General features: G+C 56.7%; 19 protein-coding genes. 3 read left to right on the top strand and 16 right to left on the bottom strand.

Annotation, left to right across the window (positions count from 1 at the left end; translation table 11 throughout):
• Positions 1-10: 10 nt before the first annotated feature.
• From HMPREF3039_RS07835 to HMPREF3039_RS07780, 12 genes are all read right to left on the bottom strand, one after another.
• A complete protein-coding gene (locus HMPREF3039_RS07835) occupies positions 11-514 on the bottom strand; it encodes a hypothetical protein (RefSeq protein ID WP_147549861.1) in 504 nt (167 codons plus the stop codon).
• 152 nt (positions 515-666) lie between these two features.
• Positions 667-1,206 (bottom strand): flavoprotein, encoded by a 540-nt coding sequence (locus HMPREF3039_RS07830; protein WP_067574010.1) that lies wholly within the window; start codon positions 1,204-1,206, stop codon positions 667-669.
• 12 nt (positions 1,207-1,218) lie between these two features.
• A complete protein-coding gene (locus HMPREF3039_RS07825; protein ID WP_067574009.1) occupies positions 1,219-1,587 on the bottom strand; it encodes a hypothetical protein in 369 nt (122 codons plus the stop codon).
• A gap of 110 nt (positions 1,588-1,697) precedes the next feature.
• Positions 1,698-2,507, bottom strand: coding sequence for a PDZ domain-containing protein (locus tag HMPREF3039_RS07820; protein ID WP_147549858.1), 810 nt, complete (start codon positions 2,505-2,507; stop codon positions 1,698-1,700).
• A 75-nt stretch (positions 2,508-2,582) separates the two neighbouring features.
• On the bottom strand, positions 2,583-3,086 hold the full coding sequence (locus tag HMPREF3039_RS07815; RefSeq protein ID WP_067574004.1) for a hypothetical protein: 504 nt from the start codon (positions 3,084-3,086) through the stop codon (positions 2,583-2,585).
• 105 nt (positions 3,087-3,191) lie between these two features.
• Positions 3,192-3,791 carry an RNA polymerase sigma factor gene (locus HMPREF3039_RS07810; RefSeq protein WP_067574002.1) on the bottom strand — a complete coding sequence of 200 codons (600 nt, stop codon included), beginning with the start codon at positions 3,789-3,791 and terminating at the stop codon, positions 3,192-3,194.
• Positions 3,792-3,824: 33 nt separating this feature from the next.
• The gene (locus HMPREF3039_RS07805) at positions 3,825-5,744 is read right to left on the bottom strand and encodes an amidophosphoribosyltransferase (protein ID WP_067574000.1); all 1,920 of its coding nucleotides are present in this window, start codon (positions 5,742-5,744) and stop codon (positions 3,825-3,827) included.
• Positions 5,745-5,807: 63 nt separating this feature from the next.
• Entirely contained in the window at positions 5,808-6,809 is a 1,002-nt protein-coding gene (purM, locus tag HMPREF3039_RS07800; RefSeq protein ID WP_067573998.1) for a phosphoribosylformylglycinamidine cyclo-ligase, read from the bottom strand.
• A gap of 114 nt (positions 6,810-6,923) precedes the next feature.
• Complete coding sequence (locus HMPREF3039_RS07795; protein ID WP_082770178.1) at positions 6,924-7,385, bottom strand: DoxX family protein; 462 nt, start codon at positions 7,383-7,385, stop codon at positions 6,924-6,926.
• A gap of 162 nt (positions 7,386-7,547) precedes the next feature.
• Entirely contained in the window at positions 7,548-8,516 is a 969-nt protein-coding gene (locus tag HMPREF3039_RS07790) for a GDSL-type esterase/lipase family protein (RefSeq protein ID WP_067573996.1), read from the bottom strand.
• Between the two features lie 13 nt (positions 8,517-8,529).
• Positions 8,530-10,071 carry a sialate O-acetylesterase gene (locus HMPREF3039_RS07785; protein WP_067573995.1) on the bottom strand — a complete coding sequence of 514 codons (1,542 nt, stop codon included), beginning with the start codon at positions 10,069-10,071 and terminating at the stop codon, positions 8,530-8,532.
• A gap of 8 nt (positions 10,072-10,079) precedes the next feature.
• A complete protein-coding gene (locus tag HMPREF3039_RS07780) occupies positions 10,080-10,856 on the bottom strand; it encodes a VC0807 family protein (RefSeq protein ID WP_067573993.1) in 777 nt (258 codons plus the stop codon).
• 222 nt (positions 10,857-11,078) lie between these two features.
• On the opposite strand from HMPREF3039_RS07780, the gene HMPREF3039_RS07775 reads away from it, so the two are divergent.
• Entirely contained in the window at positions 11,079-12,899 is a 1,821-nt protein-coding gene (locus HMPREF3039_RS07775) for a DEAD/DEAH box helicase (RefSeq protein WP_067573991.1), read from the top strand.
• Between the two features lie 171 nt (positions 12,900-13,070).
• Here the strand turns inward: HMPREF3039_RS07775 and HMPREF3039_RS07770 are convergent, their stop codons facing one another.
• Complete coding sequence (locus HMPREF3039_RS07770) at positions 13,071-13,415, bottom strand: hypothetical protein (protein ID WP_147549855.1); 345 nt, start codon at positions 13,413-13,415, stop codon at positions 13,071-13,073.
• A 261-nt stretch (positions 13,416-13,676) separates the two neighbouring features.
• On the opposite strand from HMPREF3039_RS07770, the gene HMPREF3039_RS07765 reads away from it, so the two are divergent.
• A complete protein-coding gene (locus HMPREF3039_RS07765) occupies positions 13,677-15,779 on the top strand; it encodes a sulfatase-like hydrolase/transferase (protein ID WP_067574111.1) in 2,103 nt (700 codons plus the stop codon).
• 9 nt (positions 15,780-15,788) lie between these two features.
• A complete protein-coding gene (locus tag HMPREF3039_RS07760) occupies positions 15,789-16,424 on the top strand; it encodes a DUF805 domain-containing protein (RefSeq protein ID WP_067573986.1) in 636 nt (211 codons plus the stop codon).
• Between the two features lie 241 nt (positions 16,425-16,665).
• On the opposite strand, the gene HMPREF3039_RS07755 is transcribed toward HMPREF3039_RS07760, so the two are convergent.
• From HMPREF3039_RS07755 to HMPREF3039_RS07745, 3 genes are all read right to left on the bottom strand, one after another.
• A complete protein-coding gene (locus HMPREF3039_RS07755; protein WP_067573984.1) occupies positions 16,666-18,246 on the bottom strand; it encodes a hypothetical protein in 1,581 nt (526 codons plus the stop codon).
• A gap of 26 nt (positions 18,247-18,272) precedes the next feature.
• Positions 18,273-21,161 carry a sulfatase-like hydrolase/transferase gene (locus HMPREF3039_RS07750; protein WP_167506766.1) on the bottom strand — a complete coding sequence of 963 codons (2,889 nt, stop codon included), beginning with the start codon at positions 21,159-21,161 and terminating at the stop codon, positions 18,273-18,275.
• 155 nt (positions 21,162-21,316) lie between these two features.
• Positions 21,317-22,099: a PEP-CTERM sorting domain-containing protein gene (locus tag HMPREF3039_RS07745; RefSeq protein ID WP_067573979.1), complete on the bottom strand. Its 783-nt coding sequence runs from the start codon at positions 22,097-22,099 to the stop codon at positions 21,317-21,319.
• Between the last annotated feature and the right edge of the window lie 285 nt (positions 22,100-22,384).

Here is a 22,384-nt window from a genome sequence, read left to right as displayed (position 1 = left end):
ACGTGCGGGATCAGAGCCGTCCGCGGCGGGTGCTGATCACAGTGCGGTCTTTGTGGTCTTCAGGGTCCTTGGCTTCTTTCTTTTCCTTGGTGGGGTCTATTGCAGGAAGCAGAGGCTTGGTGACGGGAGCGAGCTTGTTGATGGCTTCTTCCCTTTTAGGGTCCGCCGGAGGGATGAATTCCGCCATGGCGGCAAGGTCCGCCGGGGAGAAGCCCCCCAGAACGGCCAGTTTGCCTCCCTTGATGGGATTGTTGTAGAGACGCATGGGCTGCATGCGGTGGCCGTTGACGATGGGCAGTATCTGCTTGCCGAGATTTAATGCGGTTACCCCTTCCACCCGGCTGTGCAGGCCTTTTTTAATGTTGAATACGGCTCCGTAAGTATTGTCCGCCGCCCGGAAGGAGTAGTAGGAGTCAATGTCATTCTGGGAGATGAAGGGTACTTTGGAGTAGTAGTAACCGTCATCTTCATTCCGGAAGGAGAATTTCTGACTGTCGGAGGCGCCTGTCTGCATATGGAAGCTGACAGGATATTTGTCAGACCCGCAGGAACAAAGCAACAGGGTTCCAAGGAAAAGCGTGAGCAGCTTCATACTGGGGATGATAAAAGATTTATCCCTCCGGGGGCAAACCAATAAAAAGGCATGAGGTGATTTTTACACAGCCTTTACTGCAGAAGGGAAAGCGTTTTTTCCACAATCAGTTCCACCGGCATCAGCTTGCCGGCTCCGGCCGCTCCGCACGCAAGGATGCCGGCCTCGGCGGGGCCGAAGATGTGGTGGTGTTCCCGCTGTTTCAGGATTTCCGCGTTTTTCCGGGTGGCGGGATGCTCCCACATGTGGACGTTCATGGCGGGGCAAATCAACACGGGGGCCTTGCAGGCCAGGTAGAGGGAACTGAGCATGTCCGGCGCCATGCCGTGGGCAAAGTTTGCCATGGTGTTTGCCGTGGCGGGCGCCACAACCAGGAGGTGGGCGTTTTGAGCCAGCTGGATATGGGGGGGAACCCATTCCCCTTTTTCATCGTCAAAGGAGGAGAAAACGGGGTTGCGGGAGATGGTGTGGAGAGTGAGGGGCGTGACGAATTCCAGGGCCTTGGCCGTGCAGACGCAGTGCACGTCATGTCCGTGCTTGACGAGGGCGGAGGCGATGTCCGCCGCCTTGTACGCGGCAATGGAGCCGGTGACGCCTAGGATGATGCAGGCCATGGAAAGGGGAGTTCAGGCTTTGGAGGAGTTTTTGCCTTCGTCAATCAGCTTCCAGAAGTGCTTGGACTGGCTGAGGATTTCATCTTCCCCCGCCGTGGGAGAGATGTTCGTACGGAATAAAAAGTCGTTCAGGCTGTTGGCATGCAGCACGCGGTGAACGACTACCTTGCCGTCAATGACTTCAAAGTAGATGCGGTAGTCCTTGGCCACGTACCGGTAAAGCGTTTTGCCGTCTTTTTCCATTTTGCCGAAGCGGGCGTCATCCAGCGTTTGAAGCATGGATTCGGAAACCTGGAATTCTCCCAGCAGGTCCAGTTGTTCCAGCGTAGGAATGCGGGATATTTCCGCAGCACTGATTTTATTAAAGACGATTTGAAGCACGCCCCTTTTTAAGTGGGGCGGCAGTCAAGTTCAAGCCTGAAACAAGGCAAGGTCCCGATTTTGAGGAGGGAAGGGGCGCTTCTTTCATTCCTCCGGGTGCGGGGACCGCATCAACGGGAATCCTGCGTGGGAATAATGCCCTTGCTTTCCACGATCTGGGTCCTGCGGATGACCTGGATGGTCAGGGGCTTTTCCCCTGTGAGGTAGTAGGTGGCATCCAGCATGTCCCCGTAGTTGCGAATGGGGACGTCGTTGATGCTCATGAGAATGTCTCCGGTCTGGATGCCGCCGCGCGCCAGCGGGCCGCCGTTGATGATTCCTTCCACGACGGGCGTGGATGAGTTGATGTCCAGCAGGCAGCCCAGCCGCACCCGTTTGGCTTTGGGGTTTTCTGCCAGGAAAGAGATGGCCTGGGCCGGGAGAAGATGGCAGGTGCCCTTGCGGGAAACGCCCAGAACGATGCCGACGAGACGGTTGTCCGCATCATAGCACGGCTGGCCGATCGGGGGTGCAGCCAGCTTGGGGAATTGAGCGCGGATGAGACGCAACGGAAAGCTGATGTCCCCTATGGAGTGTTCCATGCCCACGTAAATGCCCAGTGTGGGTTCATTTTCGCTGTTGGTGAAGGCAAGCCTGGCGCCCCGTCTGAGGGTAGTGCTTGCGGCGATGGCAGGGGAGGTGCCGGAGAGAAGAGCGGGATTTACCTTGAACAGCGTCAGTCCCGTAAGCTTTTCCTGCGCCCATACCTGGAGGGGCGGTGTTTCCTTGCCGCCCAGGTGGTAGGTTACGGCTCCGTTTTTAAAAACCCTGTAAGGGATCAGGGCGGCAATAAAGTCTTTGCCCGTCCGGGCGGCCAGGGTCGTGTATGATTCTCCGTTTGCCTGTTGAGGAACAGCCGTTACCTTAAAAGGAGCAGGCACGGCCGCCGCTTGCTGAATAATGCCTGCGACGGCTATGCCTGCTAATATGGGAACCACCAAGTTCATAATGAGCATTTACATCTCAATGAGAACTCGGGATACCGGTTTGTCATCGGTATTGGAATCAGTCTGTAGCTGATTTTCTTTGATCGATGTTTCGTTAGACGGGGCATCCGTGGTGAGCGTAGTTGTCGCTCCGGCCGCGCCGTCAGTTGAGGTTATTTCTACTTCTTCGTCGCTAACGGGTTGAAGTTTCCCGTCAGGGATACGGGGGGCAGATACGTAAGCGTCCGCCGGTTCCATGTCCCCAGACGCTATGATAACGCCTACGGCAGCCAATGTCACGATGGACATGGACGCGTATATCCACTGCCAACCTCTAAAGTTCTGCAGATAGTTGTCCAGGCGTTCGAGCAACAATTTCCAAGTAGATTGAGTAGCCTGATCGGTTTCCTTTCTCAGATGAAAATTGCGGAGGAAATCTTCTTCAAAATTGTCATGATAACAGGCTTCCTTACGGAAGGACGCCAGCATGGCAACCAGAGTTTCCTCTTTTTGTTCTGTGGATTGTTTATCCATCGTCGTTGATTTTGTGTATAATATGGGTTAGGGTGTTTGGTCCTGATTTCAGGACTAAGCGTTTGACAGGCCAGCAGGATACAGTGTTCAATATTTTTTAATGCATTAGCTAAGATATTCCGCCAGCAATCCCTGGAGTTCCTTGTGGGCATAATGCAATCGGGATCTGAGCGTTCCTTCCGAGATGCCGAGAAGGGCGGAAATCTCCGTATGATTAAGCCCTTTGACGTCGTGCAGAACCACAACTTCACGGTGTTTTGTGGAGAGCTTTTTGAGCGCTTCGTTGATCTTGAGCTGAAGTTCGTTTAAATGAGTGCGGCGTTCGGGGTCCGCCCCGTCCGTTTCATCCGCCATGTTCATGTCCTTTTCCGTATGGTCGCCGTATTCGTCGTCGTCCAGACTGTAGGTCATTCTGCGGTTGCGCTTTTTCAGGAAGTTCCTGGCATGGTTGACGGCAATGGAGTGAAGCCATGTGTAAAATGCGCTTTGACCGTTGAAGTAGCGCAAGGCCCTGTAGGCTTTGGAAAACGCTTCTTGGGCGATGTCATAGGCATCGTCGTAGTTGTCCGTCATTTGGTACAGCGTGGCATGAAGCTTACGGCTGTGGCGGATCACCAGCTCGTCAAAAGCACGGGAATCTCCTTCCCGGGCTCTGGCGACCAGTTCAGTGTCTTCCAGGGTCGTATAATCAATGGGGCCCGACATATTAGGCGTAGATTACCTAAAAATCGGGGGGGCCTACAAGGGCAAATCGTATGCACGGCCCCCTTTACCCTCAAACCAGCGCATGTATGCCACATTAACTGTGGTGTAGCCGCCCGGCGTGGGATAGTCGCCCGTAAAATACCAGTCCCCGCAGGGTCCTTCAATGGAGGCGTGGAGGTTTTCGATGGTCTGGAAGATGACTTCCACCGGGCACGGTGCGTCGTGCGGAGTGACCAGGCGGGTGATTTCCCGTGAGATTTCCGCATCCGTCAGGCCGTCGTAAATGGCTTTGACGCAGTTGCGGCGTTCTTCCCTGGGTTTGGCCAGTTCCGCCTTGCATGCCTGGAAGACTTCTTCCAGCAGGCGGGCTTTCCCGTGCTGCTTGATCAGGGAGACTGCGGCCTGGAAGGCGATGAAGTTGCCCAGTTCGGACATGTCGATTCCGTAGCAGTCCGGATACCGGATTTGCGGAGCGGTGGAAGCGACGACGATTTTCCGGGGATTGGTGCGTCCCAGGATGCGCAGGATGGATTTTTTCAGCGTGGTGCCGCGGACGATGGAGTCGTCAATGGCGACGAGGACGTCTTCCGGTCCCACGGCTCCGTATGTAAGATCATATACGTGGGAGACGAGCTGGGCGCGGCTTTTTTCCTGCGTGATGAAGGTGCGCATCTTGATGTCCTTGTGCGCGATTTTTTCACCGCGCGGCCAGCGTTTCAGAATGGCGCTGTCCAGCATTTTTTCATCCAGCGTTCCGTTCCGGAGGGCTTCCAGAAGCTGGGCATGGACGCGTTTGCGGCGGTATACCCGCAGTCCTTCCAGGAGTCCGTAATAGGCGGTTTCCGCCGTGTTGGGAATGTAGGTGATGGCGGATTTGTCAAAACGGTCTTCCAGGGAGTCCACGATTTGCGGCGTCAGGGCCGCGCCGAGAGCCTTGCGTTCCCGGTAGACGATGGGGTCGTTGCCGCGGGAGAAGTAGATTTTTTCAAAGGAGCAGGGGGTGGGTTTCAGCGGGGTGGTGAATTCCGTGATGGCGTGCGTGCCGTCCGCCTTGATGGAAAGCATGTTGGCGGGGGGAAGCTCGTGCACCTGTTCGCTTTCCACTTCAAATACGGTCATCAGGGGAACGCGTTCGGAGGCCACCGCGATGAATTCGTCCGTAATCAGGTAGTGGCAGGGGCGGATGCCGTGGGGGTCGCGCAGGCAGAAGTAGTCTCCGTTGCCGATGGCCCCCATGATGGCGTAGCCTCCGTCCCAGCGCTGGGCGGAGTTGTGGATGATTTCCTGAATGTTGAGCTGGGAGGAGATGGCGTGGGGAATTTCCGGGCCGGGCATGCCGCTGTCCCGCAGAGCGCGGTAAAGGTCCGTGTGGGCTTCGTCCAGATGATAGCCGATTTCTTCCAGAACGGTCTGCGTGTCCGTGCCGAAGACGGGATGCTGGCCGCGTTCAATCATGCGCTGGTTGAGTTCCGGCGTGTTGGTCATGTTGAAGTTGCCCAGCACCATCAGCGTGCGCGTGGGCCAGTTGGTGCGGCGCAGGTAGGGATGGCAGGAGCCTTCGTCAAAGAGGCCGGAGGTGCCGTAGCGCAGATGCCCCATCAGGATTTCACCGCCGTAGTCGAAGTTATTCTTAATGTCTTCCGCATCTTTCAGGTTGACCTGGCCGCGGCGGATTTTCTTGTTGAGCTTTTTGATCTGGCCGTTGAAGATGGTGGTAAGGGCGTCCTTGCTGGCGTCCCTGGTGCGGAACAGGTAGGGCTGCCCCAAAGGCATGTTGAGCTTCACGCAGCCGATGCCCGCGCCGTCCTGGCCGCGGTTGTGCTGCTTTTCCATCAGGATGAGCAGTTTGTTGAATGCCCAGAGGGTACTGCCGTATTTGTCCTGAAAATAAGAGAGAGGCTTAAGCAGGCGAATGGCGGCTACGCCGCACTCGTGTTTAAGAAAATCGCTCATGAGATTGATATGAAAGGATTGTCCTGCAAGTGTGGTGTAACCGACGCGGTAAAATGATGTTCTTTATTCGCCCTCTACTTTTACATGAATGCCGCGGCCTTCCCTCAGTGTGCCGATCACTACGCCGCCCGGACCTGCCTTGAGCGCGGCCTCCACGTCTTCCGGTTTGACGATAGCCACCCAGCCGATGCCCATGTTGAACGTGTTGAAGCGGTCGCCGGCGTCCACGTGCTTCAGTATTTTCTGGGCCGCTTCATTGTCCCAGTACGGAATGGTCAGGTCCGCGCCATAGTCTCCCAGGAAGCGTTCCAGGTTTTCCGGGAGGCCGCCTCCGGTGATATGGGCGTATGCCTTGGGAATGACGTTGGAGCGGCGCATGTCTTCCACCACGTCGTGGTAAAGGCGGGTGGGCTGCAGCAGGGAGCGGAGTTCCTCTTCGTTGACGACGTCCGGGTTTTCTTCCAGAACGCGGCGGATGAGGCTCCAGCCGTTGGCATGGAAGCTGTCGGATTTGTAGCCGATGAAGACGTCTCCGGGGCGTACGGTCGTGGGGTCGATCAGCTTGCTTTTTTCACAACACCCGATGCAGAAGCCGGAAAGCTCCACGATGGATTCCGGAACGACTCCGGGCATTTCAGCCGTTTCCCCGCCGGCAAGGATGCAGTTGCAGGATTCCAGATAGTCGCACATGCCGGCCACCAGGCGCGTGATGCGCGTGCGTTCCGTTTCCAGATTGGAGATGCCCAGATAGTCCAGGAAGAGAAGGGGATCGCCTCCGGTGGTAAGGATGTCGTTGACGTTCATGGCCACGAGGTCCTTGCCGGCGGTTTCCACCATGTCCAGTTCAAAGAGGATTTCCGTCTTGGTGCCTACGCCGTCGCATCCGGTGACGATGACGGGTTCCTGATAGGAACTCAGGTCATAGGCGGCGGCAAAGAGACCGAAAGCCTGGTGCAGAGAGCGCTTTTTCTGTGTTCTTTTAACGTGAGAACTGATGTCGGATACAAAAGCTGCCGCTTCCTTGGTATCGACCCCCGATTGCTTATAGGTTAACTTGCCGGACATTGAACGGATGGACTGGGTGTGGCCACATCCTAAAGGAAGGCCCCTGCCGCGGCGAGTGAAAAAAGAAGTATTTTTGCCATGAGGCGTCGCGGGCCGGGGTCTTTTACGAGGCGCTTATTCCACCTCTATTTTGCAGTCCCGCCGGAGCCACCATGCATCCACGGAGAATTTGCCGGGCCCCGTGTAAAAGAGGGTCAGGTAAATCAGGAGGTAGATGGCTGCCAGTTCCTGGGCACCCCAGCCGGACAGGCCGAGGTAAAGGAACAGGGCCACGCACATGTTGATGATGAGGATCAGGGAGGCCAGGCGTGTCAGGAAACCGAAAAACAGAAGAACGGAGCATCCCACTTCCGCTCCTACGCAGAGCAGCAGCGAAAGGAAGGAACCGATGCCCAGCGGGTCTTCAAACATGGCCCAGTTTCCGCTGAGGAGCATGTTCAGCTTCGGGATGCCGTGCACCAGCATCATTGCGCCCACGCCCAGGCGCAGCAGCAGAACGCCGAAGTCCATGCTGGTGTTTGTGGCAAGTGATCCCAGCAGGCAGCATGCGGAAGATTTGCATTTATTCTGTTCCATGCACTATATGACCTCGCCGGAAGCAAAAATGCTCAAATAAAACGCAATATAATTTCCATTGAGTCTTTTCCTTTGACGGCCAGTGCTGTCTAACAAATATCTTGTAAAGAAAAAGGGCTGTTCCCCTGTGGGAACGGCCCTGGAAAAAGAGGATGAAAGGCGTTATTTTCTTGGCGGCAGCAATTTGAACGCGGAAGGGGATTTGGCGGATTTGATTGCCAGGGGCTTCGTCGGGTCCGTTTGCGTTTCCGTTCCGATGCTGATGATGATCCTGTCTCCGGGGTGAACGACCGTGGTGTTTTCAAAGACAAGCGTTCCGGCTCCGTCCGTGAGCCTCCAGCCGTCCAGCAGGATGCCGGAATTTCCCTTGTTGTTGATGATAAGGCTGTCCGCGCCTGTTTCCAGTTGGGGAGCCGGCTGTTTGATTTTCATGTTTTTCACCAGCTTGGCGAAGGTGATTTCCGCAATGCGCCTGGCGCCTTCCGCCGTGGGGTGCAGGCCGTCCACATACCATTCCGGATGGTCGGAAAGGGGGGTGAGGGCGTCAAAGAGTGCGGCTTTGTGCCTGCGTGCTACGGAGGCAATCAGTTTTTCCGCTTCCGGCCGGTTGGCGGCGGAACCGTTGTCCGACAGGGCGTATTTGCGTACGTCCGGATAGCAGTTGCCGGGGAAGGCTTTTTTGCCGAGCGGTCCGCGGTAGTCCGGTCCCAGCATGCCCCAGGCAAAGAATCTGGCTTTCGGGCTGGCGGATTTCCATGCCTTGAACAGGTCGTCGTAGCCCTTGACGAACAGGTCGGGATTCCACCAGCGCCCCGTGTCGTTGATGCCCAGGTTGCTGATATAGACGTCCGCCTTGAAGTCCAGGGCCTGCTTGTGCTGGGGGGTGCTTCCGAACCAGCGGCCTGCCTGTCCCGGATAGTCTCCCGCCGTTTTTCCAGGGTTGCCGAATCCCTTGACGTCATAGTCCGGCCCCATCAGGGTGGCGAGCACCTGGGGGTAGCGGGCATCTCCCGGCTTGAGCCCGGAGCCGAACGTGATGCTGTCTCCTACGCAGGCTACCTTGACGGGGGCCGCATGAAGACTGCCGATGAAGAGAGCGGACAGGACGGATGCGATGATGGCCTTTTTCATTTGTTTGATCTTATCAGTGTTTGGCAGGTTTCACGGAGGAATTCGTGCGGAATGCCCTGGCGGGCAGTCCTGCTCCGTTGACCAGGTTGGGCGTGACGAAGGGGGCCCAGCAGTATCGCGCTTCCTTGGGGCTTTTCACGTCCGGGGAGGTGAGCTGGATGACGGCATTGTCCCGTGCGGAGATGATTTTTGCTTCTGCCGGGTGGTAAACGCCGTCCGCCCCGGCAATTTCAAAATGGGCCGGAGACTGCCCGTCCCTGGTCGTCAGTCCCGCAGCGTGGCCCATCTGGATCAGGAGTTTGTTGCCCTGAGTTTTGGCGGCCTTGAATGACGGACCTTCACAGGGAGTTTTCCTGTCGTATATTTTGTTCAGGGCCGTGTCCGCCAGACGTTCTCCCACAGGCTGCTTGTCAGGAGGATGCACGTCGGAGTTGACGGACCCCAGATCGATGGTGTTGACGCTGTATACCTTGGGAAGAGTGTTTGCGATTCGGTCCTGAACTTCCCGGAATTCCGGCCATCCGGCCCGCAGGGCGGATTTGTCGTTGATGCGGGGGAGCTGAACCATCAGGAAGGGAAGGGAAGGGTTGGAAAAGGCCTTCCGCCAGGAGGAGATAAGCGTACCGAGAAGCATGGCGTTTTGCTCGTTGTCAATGATTTCCGCATCGGATTCCCCCTGGTACCAGATGATGCCGCTGATGGGGAACCCGGTCATCCAGGAGATTCCGGATTCATAGAGGAAGGCGGGTTTGAAGGGGTGGTTCGGGCTCCCGTCCTTGAGTCTTGGAGCAATGTTCTGCCTGGCGCGACCGCGCACCCAGGCGGAGACGAGAGGGGATTGCAGCCAGTCGTTGCCCCGCAGGCTGCGCAAACTGCCGTTGGAGTTAATGACGGATTGGGGAATCCAGGCGGCCATTTCGGAACCGCCCAGGGAGGAATGGATGATGCCTACCGGGATTCCCAGTTCCTGGCGGAGCTTTTTGGCAAAGTAGTAGGCTACGGCGGAGGTTGGGGCGGAGGATTGCGGGGAACTGACCGCCCATGACCCCTTGTAGAAGCTGTCTGTTGTGAGAGAGTCGAAGTCCTTGTCCGTGTATGCTTTTCCCGCCGTGTGCGCCTGCGGAACATTGTTGAAGATGCGCAATTCCGGATCGGCTGAAGCGGCGATATCCTGCTGCCTGCCCGTGGGGGTCTGGTCCAGGCGGAAGAGCATGTTGGACTGGCCGGAGGCCAGCCAGACTTCTCCTACCAGCACGTCTTCCAGCGTCGCGGCCTCTCCGTTCTGGGAGGCTGTGAGCGTTTGTCCGGCGGCATTGGGCTGCATGGGGGGCAATGTGACGGCCCAGTTGCCTTTGGAGTCCGCCTTCGTTTTCAGTGTGGCGCCGCCGAAGGTAACGGATATTTCCTTGTTGGGGGCCGCCGTTCCGGAGACTGGAACGTTTTTCCCGTGGGGCAGAACCATGTGGGAACCGAATACCCGGTTGAATTGCGGTGCGGCGGCCCATGCCGCATTGAGTGCGGCCGCCGCCAGGATGAATGCAATGTAGTGGCGCATGATGAGGTTTATTTGAGAAGGATTTCATCCCGCGTGAGCCCGGTCAGTTCCCCAAGGCGCCTGATCAGGTTAATCATGATGAAGATGAGGGCCGCCAGGATGGGAACGCCGATGATGAGGAATCCCCACCACGTGATGCTGCCGATGGCTACGTTGTAGGCTACCTGCTGTTCTTCCGCCGGCAGGCGCATGACGGAGGACATGAAGGAGAGGCTCAGGAAGAAGTTGCCTATGGAGGACGCCACGAGCGTTCCCGCCAGAATCCATGACGAGCCGGCCAGCAGGCGCTGGTAGTCCCGTTCCCTGCCGCCGGATGCCACCGCCTGCTCTATTCTGCGGACGTCGAATAGTTCCGGCGTATAAATGAACATGTTGAGCAGGGGGGCGCTTGTGGAGCGGGAGACGATGACGGCAGCGGCCAGAATGAGGGGAATCAGCGCTTCCTTGCCGGCGAAGAGCCAGGGGGTAGCGCCGTGGATGCGTCCGCCCGGACCGATGACGAAGATACTGATGATGCCGGTAAGCAGCACGCCGGCCATGCCTACGCCGGACATGAGGTCGAATTTTTTGGTGACGACGAGGGAACGGATTCCGTACACCAGCGGAAGGGACAGGGCGATTACCAGGGCCCAGACGGGGCCGATGTGCCAGAAGCTTTCTCCGGAAGGCCGTTCCAGCGGGTTGGCGGGGCCTGCGCTGCAATAGTCCAGGATCAACACCGGCAGAAGGATGTTGATGAAGATGCCGAGGAGAGAGGAACGGGAGCCGGATTGCGTTTTATCCATGAATTGAATGATGTGAGTTCGTAACATACGTACAGGTTTCCCCGCAAGTTGCAAGCCCGTGTGCGAACGTAAAGACCAGAAGGGGCGGAAGCGGCCTTTTTCCGGGAGAATGGACGCCCTGCGGAAATCGTGGCATGTGGCTGCATGTTTCGTTCTTTTGGCTGGACACGGCGGGCAATAATGTTCAGCTTCTCCCGTGGCTCTGACCGAGCCTTTTTCCCCATGACTCAGACATCTTCATTTTCGACGCTTGGCATTTCACCGGAAGTTCTGGAGGCCATCGAGGTTCTCGGCTTCGACACCCCGTCCGCCATCCAGGAACAAGCCATTCCCGCGGCCATCGGAGGGTCTGATATCGTGGGGCTTTCCCATACCGGTTCCGGCAAGACGCTTGCGTTTGCCATTCCGGCCCTGGAGTGTATTGATCCGGATGAACGCGCCGTCCAGGTGCTGGCCCTGTGCCCCACACGGGAACTAGCCGTGCAGATTTGCCGGGAAGTGGATAAGCTGGCCCTGTTCATGGACGGCGTTTCCGCGGTGCCCATTTACGGCGGTTCCTCCTTCCGCCCCCAGTTGGATGCGCTGCGCCGCGGCGTGCAGTTCGTGGTAGGCACCCCGGGCCGCGTGATGGACCTGATGGAGTCCGGCGCCCTGCGCCTGGACCATCTCCGCATGCTGATTCTGGATGAAGCGGACGAGATGTTGGACATGGGATTTCTGGAAGATATCGAACGCATTGCGGAAGCCATGCCGGAAACGAAGCAGACTCTTTTCTTCTCCGCCACCATGTCTCCGGAGATCAACCGGCTGGTGAGCCGTTTCATGAAGGACCCCATCCAGATTTCCATTGAACGCCCCACACTGACGGTTCCCACTATTGAGCAGGTTTATTATGAAGTGGTGTTTTCCTCCAGAATAGAAGTGTTGAGCCGTCTGCTGGATACCGGAAAGATCAAGATGGGGCTGGTGTTTTCCAATACCAAGAAGGTGGTGGACGATATTGTGGACGGCCTGACGGCCCGCGGATACGCCGTGGACCGCCTGCACGGGGACATGCCCCAGATCATGCGCGAACGCGTGATGGATTCCTTCCGCAAGGGGAGTTTGCGCCTGCTGGTGGCCACGGACATCGCCGCCCGCGGCCTGGATGTGGACGATGTGGATGCCGTCGTGAATTTTGAATTGCCGCGCGATCCGGAAGATTACGTGCACCGCATCGGCCGTACGGCGCGGGCCGGACGCAAGGGGAAGGCGATCACGTTCGTGGGCCGCCGGGATTTTTCCCTAATGAGCCGTATCGAGCGCTTCATCGGCGTCAAACTTACTCCGGAACCCGTGCTTACCGCCGTGCAGGTGGACCAGCTTCGGACGGAATCCCTGGTGGACGATATTCTGGAACGTCTCACGCCGGACGCGGTTCTGCCTGAAGAGTTGAAGGATGTGGAGGCTTCTCCGGAAGCTCTCGCCACCGCCCTGTTTGAGTTGCTGAAGGCGCGTACGCACCGCGAAGTACAGCCCATTCCGGAAGACAAGCCCGCCCGCAGGACGCGCCGCGTGCAGCAGCCCGGAGATGAAGCGGAAAGCCCGCAGAAGGGCGATTCCTGGACCCATGACGGGGATACGGTGACCTTGTTCATGAACGGCGGCAAGATGATCGGCCTGCGGCCCAAGGATATTGCCGGATTGTTTTACAACACGGTGGAAATGGAGAAGGGCACCGTGGGGGATATCCGCATTTTCGGCAAGCATTCCCTGATTGAAGTGGATGCGTCCGTGGCTCCCCGGCTTCTGGATGCCCTGGCTACGGCCACCATCTGCGGGTATGAAGTGAACGTGCGCGAGGATAAGGGAATTCCTGAATATTCCGCGGATTCACCTCGTCCGCCCCGCCGCAGCGGCGGAGGATTCCGCGGCGGCTACCGTGGAGACCGTGACCGCAATGACCGCGGAGGCTTCCGGGGCGGCCGGAGCGGATTCCGCAGCGAACGGGGAGACCGCGGGAACGACCGTTTCCGGCGGAATGACCGGAAGAAAAGATTTTAATTTCTTTGCCTTCCCTGCGGAAGGCAAGCCCGGGGCTTCCTGCAAGAAGGCGGAAGTTGAATGCCCGGAAAAAGCAGCATGATTGTTAAAGTCCGCAATTAATGCCTAAAGCAAGATGGGGGCCTTCCTTGTATGCTTCTGCGGCATATTTGTTCCCGATCTGTTTTTTTTTCACAGCTCACGAAGGGTGGGAAGCCATTCGGTAATGGTCTGGAGGGAGGCATTCTCGTTTCGCTCTTTCCCGTTCAGGCCGAAGACCAGTGAAGAGAGTTCCGGAAGGGAGGTTTTTACCTGGAGTTTGAAAGAGAACAGGGTTCGTCCCTTCAGAGAACCCGGGGGATAATCCTGCATGAGCAGAACGAACCGTTCCTCCAGATGTTTTCTGACGGTACCGCACGTAAACATTCTTTCTGGAACGCCATATTGTTCAGGGTGCCAGGAGCTTCCTTTGTAGATGATGAACAGGTCCTTTTTTTGTTCCGCCGCCCGTGTTTTGGCTTTTTCCAGGTCAGTCATCCACCTTTCCATGCCGTAGAGCTTTCCGGACAGGAGGAATAGGACGCAGAGAGAAAGTATGGGGTAGTTTCATAGCACCTGTGATTTGTAGTCCTTGAAGGCGGAGAGTCAATCTTCCCCTGGAATTCTCAATTAGCTTGAGGAGTGAATTGTTTTATGTAAAATGCTCCCTGTTTCTGACGTTCTTATATATAATATCACCTTTTTCATATGAAGTTGCTGCATTTTTTCACCGTTTTTTTTGCTGCCCTGGTTCCGTGCATGACCGCCTCAGGGCAAGCAGTGAAGCCCGCGTCCGGGCAGGCAAAGACTTCCAAGCCCAATATTATTTTCATCCTCGTGGACGACATGGGGTGGGGCGATCTGGATTCCAACTGGAGCCAGGAGAATTTGAATGGACGCACGGTGGGCAGGAAGAACGAGTTTAAAACTCCGGCCTTGTCAGCCATGGCCCGTGAAGGGATTCAACTGCGCCGCCATTATTCCGCCGCGCCCGTGTGTGCTCCGGCACGCGCTTCCCTGTTGCTGGGCGTGCACCAGGGAACTTCCCGCGTGGTGAGGAATAACCGTTTTGACCATCCCATTGAAGATTCCCATACGCTGGGTTCCGTCTTGAAGGAAGCCGGGTATGATACCGCAGCCATTGGCAAATGGGGCGTAGGCGGGGGTGGCCAGAGCAATGGCCCGGTGACGGGCGGCCCCCACCAGCGCGGATTCAATTATTTTTACGGCATCCTGGACCATTTGGCCGGACATTTCCACTATCCTTCCGAGTCCCGGGATATTTTTGAATACAACGGTTATGCCCCGAATCCGGAGTGGAAGAATATCAAGGAGCAGGTTCCCCTGACCGCCTATTCCACGGATTTGTTTGGCGCCCGCGCCAAGCAGTGGATCATGGACCAGCGCAAGTCCGCCCGCAAGACCGGCAAGCCGTTTTTCCTGTATTTGGCTTTTCCGGCTCCTCACGGGAGCCTGACGGTTCCCGGTACGCCCTATCCTTCCGGCGGCGGTGTGAAAGGCGGCCTGCAATGGGTAAAGAAGAACGGCACGGAATCCGCAAATACGGCTTTTGACCCCAAGGCGGAGAAGGACAAGGATACTTATATTTATCCGGACAATTCCCGTTTTCCGAATGAGGTGGCCAAGCGCCATTCCACCATGATCCGCCGTGTGGATGATGTGGTGGCGGATTTGATTCATTTGCTGAAGGATTTGAAGATAGACAACAATACGATGATCGTCTTCACGTCCGACAATGGCCCCCACAATGAAGGGGGAGCCGATATGAAGCATTGGCATGGCGCGCAGAATCCGCAGTTTTTCAAGAGTTACGGGATGATGGACGGCATCAAGCGGGATTGCTGGGAAGGCGGCATGCGCGTTCCCACGCTGGTGCGCTGGCCGGCCCGCATTCCCAAGGGTCAGGTCAGCCTTCAGCCCGGACAATTTCATGACTGGCTGGCTACCCTGGCGGATGCCGCCGGTGTGCCTGTTCCGGCCCGCAGCGACGGTGTTTCCCTGATGCCGACGCTGACAGGACATGCGGATCAGCAGAAGCCCGGCATTGTTTACACCGAGTACAATCACGGAGGCAAAACCCCGGGGTACAAGGATTTCCTGGGTGAGCACAAGGGAGCCCAGCGCGGCCAGCAGCAGATCGTTTTTGTGGACGGCTTGAAGGGGCTGCGCATGGGGGTGAAGGATGCGGACAAGGATTTCATGATTTTCGATACCTTGAAGGACCCGCAGGAAAGCAAGGACCTGGCCGCCTCCAAGCCGGAGCTGCAGGCCCGCATGAAGGCTGCCGCTCTGTCCAACCGCCGGGCGTCCCATCCTTCCAAGACGGTGTTTGATACGGCTCTGGTGCCTGCCGTGGAAGCGAAGGGAGTTCCCGGTCTGAAGTGGTCTCTGTATGAAGGGGAATTCCCCTGGGTACCCGATTTTCGCCAGATGAAGACTCCGGCGGTTTCCCAGGGTGTGACGCAGACCCCGTCCGTCAAGATGAACGGTCCCAAGAAGCGCGGCGTGGAGCTGACGGGTTACGTAAATGTTCCCGAAGACGGCGCCTACACTTTTTATCTGACTACGGACGCCAACAAGGGGAGCAAGGCTTTTGTCCGCCTGCACGGCATGGAACTGATTGATGCGGACAAGGTGTACGATCCCGGAACGGAAGTGTCCTCCGATTTGGGGAAAGAGAGCAACCCCGTGTATTTGAAGGCGGGCCTGCACCCCATCCGCATCGGTTATGTGGGAACGGCCGGTTCCGGTTCTACACTGACTCTGAAGTGGAAAGGCCCCAATCTGCCCAAGCAGGAAATTCCCGTTTCGGCGTTCAGCCATTCCCCCGATGGCAAGTAAGGCCGATCCATGAGCGATCTTTACGAGTACCAGGCAATTGACGGTTCTTCCAAAGGACCCGTTGCCCTGGTGCTTTTGTTGCAGGCCCGGAACCAGGGGCGGTTGTCCAACCAGGCTCTGGTGAGAAAGTTGCCCGACGGAGCTTGGAGGCCTTTGTCTTCCTATATTCCGCCCATGACTGTTTTGGACGAGGATGGAGACAGGGCAGCGGAAGGAGAGGCGAATTGTGGCGGGAGAGTTCTTGTTCCCCATTGGTCACGGAAGAAGCATTGGCTCAGGGTGATCAGGGAGTGGTGCAGCTTCCGCGGACGTGCAGGCAAGAGCGAATTGCAGGAGGTGTATGCCATTCTGGGGCCGGTGTGGCTGGCCGCGGTTTGTCTCCTGGTCCTGGAAAAGTACGGTTTTTTCTTCTATCCGGCGCTGTGGATGGGAATCGTCTTTTTGGGGCTGTTTTATCTGGTTTTGTCCCTCCTGGCCATTCCTCTGGCGGCTACCATGGTACGCCGTCTGCACGATGTGGGGAGAAGCGGTATTTGGCTGGTGTGCCTGGGGCTGCCCGCGCTGGGATGGCTGCTGCTGTGGTATTTGTCCTATGGGGAGAGCCAGCTGGGGGAGAACAGGTACGGGGATCCCCCGTGGAATTGATGTGTTCCAGGGTTATAGGCGGCTGTCCATGGGGAGACGCCTCCTGGTTCAGGAACGAGTTTCTCCGGAGAGGTGGATACAAGGTGCAGGCGGGTATGGTTTCGATTTGTTCCAGGTAAAGTTTATTTATGGAAAACCGGAGCATGGAAGTCTCCTTCCCTTCAGGGGACAACATACTTTTGCAAAGTGCAGAGAAGGGGATTTTTTAAGGCCGGAGAGAGAGTTTTTCTACTTTCCCCTTTTATTCCCGCGTCACTTTCAGACGCAGGAAACGACGTTCCGGCGCGTTGTGATTAATCGTTACCCGATCCTGGTACTCGCCGCGGGATCCCCTCGGAGTTACCGTACCCTCGTCATCCCATTTTTTCAGGTCTGCCGAGCTTTCCACAGTGAAGACGACATCCGTGGCATCCGGATTTACCGGCCATTCCAGCACCAGATGCGGAGTGCCATCCACTTCCCTGACCGTCAGCGTGGTGACACTTCCGCAGGGCTGAAGGGGCGGCAGCCCCGTGGCGTATTTCATCAGGTTGGTGATACCGTCTCCGGCGGGGGTGGCGTCCGGAGCGGTTTGGTCTTCCGGAGTGTCGTCGGTAAAATGGTCATTCTTCCATTTTTCATAGGGGGAGGGAGTGGGAGTCCAGCTTAAGACCAGAGCGCTTTTTCCTATTGTTTCCTCCCGGTGCAGGGAGAAGCTGCCCGCCTGCTGCCACGGAGCGGCTGTTGCCGGGTCATAGGAGACGGAGGGCTGGCCCGTCATGAACAGGGCACTGCCTTCCACGAGTTTCCAGGTTTTGCCTTGTTTTGTGTCCATCATTTCCGGCAGGGTCACGTGGAGTTCCGCAGCGCCATTCAGGTTAACCGGTCCTTGAGCGCTCCATTTGGCATTTGCCGACGGTTCTGCCGGCAGCGTGAAACCCAGACGGGTTCCTCCGGCTATGTCCAGTTCCGTCATTCCCTGCAGGGAAGCTGTCGCACCCAGATTCACCGTGCCGGCTTCCACGCTTACCGGAAAATGGCATCGGGAAATGCCTCCACCGAATCCGAGGGTACCGGGCCCCGTTTTCCTCAGGCTTGAGGTGGCGGAGTATCCTGCAAAGGAGTAGATGGGGTCCTCCATGCTGATCAGGCAGTTTTGTTCCGCCTGCATGACCATGCTGACGTTGCCCATGACCGTGATGGAGTTGGCGCTTCCGCCCGCAGAGGTTCCGACGGCCCTTCCGCGGTAGTTGCCGCTGAAGGAGATGGGATGGGAGGAGTCTGCGGAGTGGAGCGTCAGTTCCGTTTGGCAGGCGGCGTCTTTGCCGGCTGCATAGATGGCTCCTCCCAGCTTGCCCGCGCTGTTGTTCGTGAAGGTGCTGCCGCTTTCAATGTCTGCGGTGCGGGGGGCTTCCCCGTCATTGGCATCCAGGCACAGGGCGCCTCCGTTGTGGGATGCCATGTTGCCGGAAAAAGAAGAGCCTGCCGCTATTTTTACGTTTCCGCGGCAGTAGAGCGCGCCGCCGCTGCCGGATTCCGCCCGGTTGCCGGAGAAGGAGACGGCCTCATTCTGGATGATGGAGCCGGCGTAAACCGCACCGCCCTGGGAAAATCCGCTGACCGTGTTGTTTTCATAGATGGCCGTTCCGGAAATGGTGACTTGGCCGTAGTCCAGCGTGCCTCCCCCGTTGCCCGTTTTTTTTGCATTACTGACGCCTCCTCCGGCATTGATGACGGTGTCGCCCATGAGGAGAGCCCCTGAAAGGAATATTCCGGCGCAGATGACCAGCCTGCCAAGCCGCATGCGGGCAGGAACGGCGGAATAATGGCGTGGTTGCTTCATGATTCTTGTCCTGTTGGTCGGAGTGTTTATTCCTGAAGGGGCACGACGGACGAAGGATCGTCCGGGTCCGTTTCCCCGGGATCGATGAGGCCGTTTCTGTTGGCGTCTTCAATCAGGTCCGGTACACCGTCCCCGTCGGAGTCCATATCCGGCAGGTCCGGCATGCGGATATAGGCGGTGGCGATGATTTTTCCATCTTTTTTGAGGACGGGGTATTGTGCGTCCGCCTGGTTGAGTTCCCGGATGAGGGCGCGCGCCATGCGCATCAGGCGTACCTGGTGGGCGGGGTCCTGAGCCAGGTCGTTGCTTTCGCTGATGTCGTCCTTCAAGTTGAAGAGCTGCCACGGGAAGCGGCCCGCAGTCTTGTAGCCGTTACTGGTCCAGAGGTCCGTATTGGCGTACTGGTCAATATAGTTGTAGATGACTTTCCAGTCTCCTTCCCGGTAGGTGGAGTAGAAGTTGGCGTAGGTATGGTGGTGCGGGTAGTGATGGTAGATTTTCTGGGTGCGGTGGAAGGAGGCGTCTCCTTTGAAGTAGGGGCTGATGTCTTCCCCGTCCACCTTTTGTTCCACAGGCACCTTGAGCTTGAGCATGCTCAGGATGGTGGGATAGATGTCCCACATGGCCACGATGTCATGGTTCACGGCATTTTGAGGAATAGGATATTCCTGCTGGATGGGGCTTTCCGGGGCTACTTCCGCCCATCCCACGATCATCGGAACACGGGTTCCCCCCTCGTACCGGCTGCACTTGCGCCCTCTCAGGGGAGCGACCGCGCTGACCTTTTCAATCATGGGAATATTTTGGCTGTAGTTTTGCTGGATGGGGGCGTCTCCCCCGTTGTCGGACAGGAAGATGACCAGTGTCTTGTCGGCCACGCCCAGCTCTTTCAGATAGTCCATCAGATCGCCCAGGGATTTGTCCATGCCTTCAATCAGAGTGGCAAAGGTGCGGAGGCTGGCGTTCACCTGTACTCCGGATTCAAAGGCCGAGCCGTTGGGAACGGTGTATGTATCATAATCCCCGTTGGGGTCCGGATTGCCGTGCGGCTGGTGGACGGCATAGTGGGTCATGTACGCGAAGAAGGGTACATGGTCATCCACAGCCTGCTTGATCTGCTTTTTCATTTCCTGCGTCAGGGCATTCGTCAGGAAGTTCTGCTTTTGCTTTTCATTCGTGGGGGAGGTTCCCTGGGTATGGTATTCTTCCAGGTCCGGGACATGGTAGGTTCCGGAACCGAAGTTGTCCTGGGAACGGTAGGAGCCCGGCTGGCCAATGGAGCTGCCGGCGATGTTGATGTCGAAGCCCAGATGGATGGGGTTGGAAAAGAGCCTGGAAGGAGGAGCGAAGTGTGCCTTGCCCACCGTGATGGTCCGGTAACCCGCATTCTGGAGGACGCGGGGAAGGGGAATTTCCGTTTCATCCATGCCTCCCATGTTCCATTGGGGCGCCTGGATATGGGGCAGGGCGCCCCCCGATTCATTGAGTGTGGCGGAGGTGGCGTTGGTCCAGTTGGTGACCCGGTGACGGGCGGAGTTTTTGCCGGTCATCAGGGAGGTGCGGCCGGGGGAGCAGACCGGGCAGGAATAGGCATTCGTGAATTTCAGGCCCTGTGCCGCCAGCCTTTCCATGGAGGGTGTTTTGTAGAAGTTGTTCAGTGCCGTTTTAACGGGTTGGCCGTTTTGATAATAGAAAGGAACGGAGGTGTCCTGCCAGCCCATGTCGTCCACCAGAAAGACCAGGACATTGGGCGTATTTTCCGCCAGAACGGCGATGATGATAGATTTGCTTTTTTGCGTTCCATCGCCGGCGGTCAGCGTCAATGTGTAGAGAGTTGTTTCCGTCGGTTTGACACGAAGGGAGCCGGCTCCGTTTTCACTGGTGATGGCGATGTTTTTTCCGTTGGCCGTCAGTTCCAGGTTTTGCGCCTTGACGGTGCTCCAGGTCAAGGTGGCTTCTTCATCCGCTCCGGGAACTACCCTTTTTTTATCCGACTCAAATACAAGGATTTCCGGTTCCTGTTTCTTGAAGGTTACCGTTACTTCCGCCGTGGATTCCGTTTCGCCCTCTCCCCGCGCGTTCAGCACATAGGTAGTCGTTTGTTCAGGGTTGACCGTGATCGCTCCCGTGCCGTTTTCCGTGGTGACGGGAATGTTTTCACCGTCTTTCGTGCTTAAGGTGACTTCTCCGCATTTCCAGGTTTTCCAGCTTAGTTCCGCGCCCGAGGCGCTTCCTTCCATGATTTCAGGAGGTGTAGCGGTGAAGGAGATGATGCCGGGAGCAGGGGAGATCAGGCGCACGGCGTTGATGGCGGAGCGGGTGGAGTCCGCTCCGTTGCCCGTGATGGTGATGACGCCGTTCACGACCGGAACATATTGCAGGGTGACCTTGTTGGCTCCTTCGTTAAATGTGCCGGAGAAGTTTTCCCTGTCCTGGATGGTTTTCACCATGCCGTTGACCGTATAGAGCATGTCGCGGTCCGTGGTGTTGCAATCCCCGTAGATTTCCACATGGCAGTATTCCGCCATGGAGTCGGGGAGCTGGGAGATGACTACATTTTCCGTGCCCCGGATTCCGGCCCAGGAGTCCATGAGCAGGTAGTCACGGTTTTTGTCGGCGGCAAACGTGCCGTTGCTGAAGCAGTAGCCGGGATTGTTAAAGGATATGGAGGCCTGTGTGGCTGTTCCCCGAACAGTTTTCAGGTCTGTTGCCGAGGTTTTGGCCGCCGCCGTCGGAGTGATGAAGTTCCATGTTTCCCCTTCCTGCGCCAGTGTTCCGGGCTGGGCATTCAGAAACGCCACTTCCGTAGCCACGGTTCCGTTCAGGACGCCGATACCTATTTCTTCCGCATTCAGGGAGCCCGTACCGGCCAGGAATAGAAGGAGAGTTGCCGATATGCCGCGGAGGAATTTCATGAGATTCAAGGAGCGCCTGCGTTCCATATTCCTTATTCTAACAAAAAAATGTATATTCTCAATGGGGAATCCCTCCGACCGGATGATTCCGTAAAAAGAAATCAATGGAGACCGTCATTGTTACGGCCTCCATTGATGAGAGAGCTTGAGTCTCATTAAGCCCGGCGGCGGCGCATCGCCAGGACTGCGAGACCCAGCAAGCCGAGAGAGGCCGTGGCGGGTTCCGGGATGCTGGATAATGCAAGAGCGTTGATGTTGCCGGTACCGTTTGAGGTCAGGCTCAGCGTGGTGTTGTCCTCCGTGACCGTAAAGGTGTATTCCACCAGAGCCCATTCTCCTTCTCCGAATTCCGAGGATAACGTCGTGCCGGAAAGTGAGGCATTGGAACCGGCCGAGTAGTCAAGCAGGGTGGCGGAGAGTCCTTCTATATTCCCGGTCAAATCATAGGTTGAAGAGGCGGTCCCAAAAGGGTTGCCGCGCCCTACAAGCATGGTCAGCGTATAGCTTCCGGCGGAGAGCCCCCGCATTTGCATGGTGTAAGGGCCGGGATTTTTATTGATGCATCCTCCTCCGCTGTTGCCCGTTGTCATGTCGGAACCGAATACGTCAAAAAATTTGTTGGAGTTCTCGGGATTGTAGGAATTTTGGATTTTGTCCGCTGTCAGGATGCCGTTAGGACCGCAGGCCGAGGCTCCTGTTACCAGAGTGATGCCCGTAGATGAACCATCGAAATTTTTGAGGGCGCCACTTGTATAGCTGTTCCCTGAACTTCCGGTCTTGATCTGATTTACTTTTCCCTGTTCCCCAAGATAGGTGCCATCCATGGAGGATGTGCCTTGAGCCAGGGAGTTTACGCCGAATGTTATCACCACCGTGGCCGCTTGAACCGCGATGGAGGAGAGTGTGATGAGGGCCGCCAGGAATAATGTTTTCTTCATAGACAGACTAAAATATGGGGTTAATGGTGGCGAGTTGGTCGCCACTCCATTTGCCAATAGCGGATTATAAATTCGAAGTCAATATAAAAAGCCAGAATTTTCTTTTTCTAATGTTCATTTCCAAGGCATTATTTATAGCCTGCCAGGAAAGGAGGACCAGTCTATTACTGCTGCTTCTCAAGTGCTGTAGATGTTATATAAAAAATGAAATGATTGATTATAAAAGATATATGATTTTTTTACATTAAAATGGATTCATCGAATTTTCAGCGAATTTATAATCCG

Source organism: Akkermansia sp. KLE1798 (assembly GCF_001580195.1).
GTDB classification, from domain to species: domain Bacteria; phylum Verrucomicrobiota; class Verrucomicrobiia; order Verrucomicrobiales; family Akkermansiaceae; genus Akkermansia; species Akkermansia biwaensis.
Note: the sequence above shows the minus strand (reverse complement) of the source record. Positions and strands in the feature narration are given on the sequence as shown.

Excerpts from the sequence above, each read along its gene's own strand:
- HMPREF3039_RS07805 (WP_067574000.1), bottom strand. The coding sequence starts at position 5,744 with ATGAGCGATTTTCTTAAACACGAGTGCGGCGTAGCCGCCATTCGCCTG.
- HMPREF3039_RS07785 (WP_067573995.1), bottom strand. The coding sequence starts at position 10,071 with ATGCGCCACTACATTGCATTCATCCTGGCGGCGGCCGCACTCAATGCG.
- HMPREF3039_RS07775 (WP_067573991.1), top strand. The coding sequence starts at position 11,079 with ATGACTCAGACATCTTCATTTTCGACGCTTGGCATTTCACCGGAAGTT.
- HMPREF3039_RS07790 (WP_067573996.1), bottom strand. The coding sequence starts at position 8,516 with ATGAAAAAGGCCATCATCGCATCCGTCCTGTCCGCTCTCTTCATCGGC.
- HMPREF3039_RS07810 (WP_067574002.1), bottom strand. The coding sequence starts at position 3,791 with ATGTCGGGCCCCATTGATTATACGACCCTGGAAGACACTGAACTGGTC.
- HMPREF3039_RS07750 (WP_167506766.1), bottom strand. The coding sequence starts at position 21,161 with ATGAAATTCCTCCGCGGCATATCGGCAACTCTCCTTCTATTCCTGGCC.
- HMPREF3039_RS07770 (WP_147549855.1), bottom strand. The coding sequence starts at position 13,415 with ATGACTGACCTGGAAAAAGCCAAAACACGGGCGGCGGAACAAAAAAAG.
- HMPREF3039_RS07795 (WP_082770178.1), bottom strand. The coding sequence starts at position 7,385 with ATGGAACAGAATAAATGCAAATCTTCCGCATGCTGCCTGCTGGGATCA.
- HMPREF3039_RS07765 (WP_067574111.1), top strand. The coding sequence starts at position 13,677 with ATGACCGCCTCAGGGCAAGCAGTGAAGCCCGCGTCCGGGCAGGCAAAG.
- HMPREF3039_RS07760 (WP_067573986.1), top strand. The coding sequence starts at position 15,789 with ATGAGCGATCTTTACGAGTACCAGGCAATTGACGGTTCTTCCAAAGGA.
- purM (WP_067573998.1), bottom strand. The coding sequence starts at position 6,809 with ATGTCCGGCAAGTTAACCTATAAGCAATCGGGGGTCGATACCAAGGAA.
- HMPREF3039_RS07780 (WP_067573993.1), bottom strand. The coding sequence starts at position 10,856 with ATGGATAAAACGCAATCCGGCTCCCGTTCCTCTCTCCTCGGCATCTTC.
- HMPREF3039_RS07830 (WP_067574010.1), bottom strand. The coding sequence starts at position 1,206 with ATGGCCTGCATCATCCTAGGCGTCACCGGCTCCATTGCCGCGTACAAG.
- HMPREF3039_RS07815 (WP_067574004.1), bottom strand. The coding sequence starts at position 3,086 with ATGGATAAACAATCCACAGAACAAAAAGAGGAAACTCTGGTTGCCATG.
- HMPREF3039_RS07745 (WP_067573979.1), bottom strand. The coding sequence starts at position 22,099 with ATGAAGAAAACATTATTCCTGGCGGCCCTCATCACACTCTCCTCCATC.
- HMPREF3039_RS07755 (WP_067573984.1), bottom strand. The coding sequence starts at position 18,246 with ATGAAGCAACCACGCCATTATTCCGCCGTTCCTGCCCGCATGCGGCTT.
- HMPREF3039_RS07835 (WP_147549861.1), bottom strand. The coding sequence starts at position 514 with ATGCAGACAGGCGCCTCCGACAGTCAGAAATTCTCCTTCCGGAATGAA.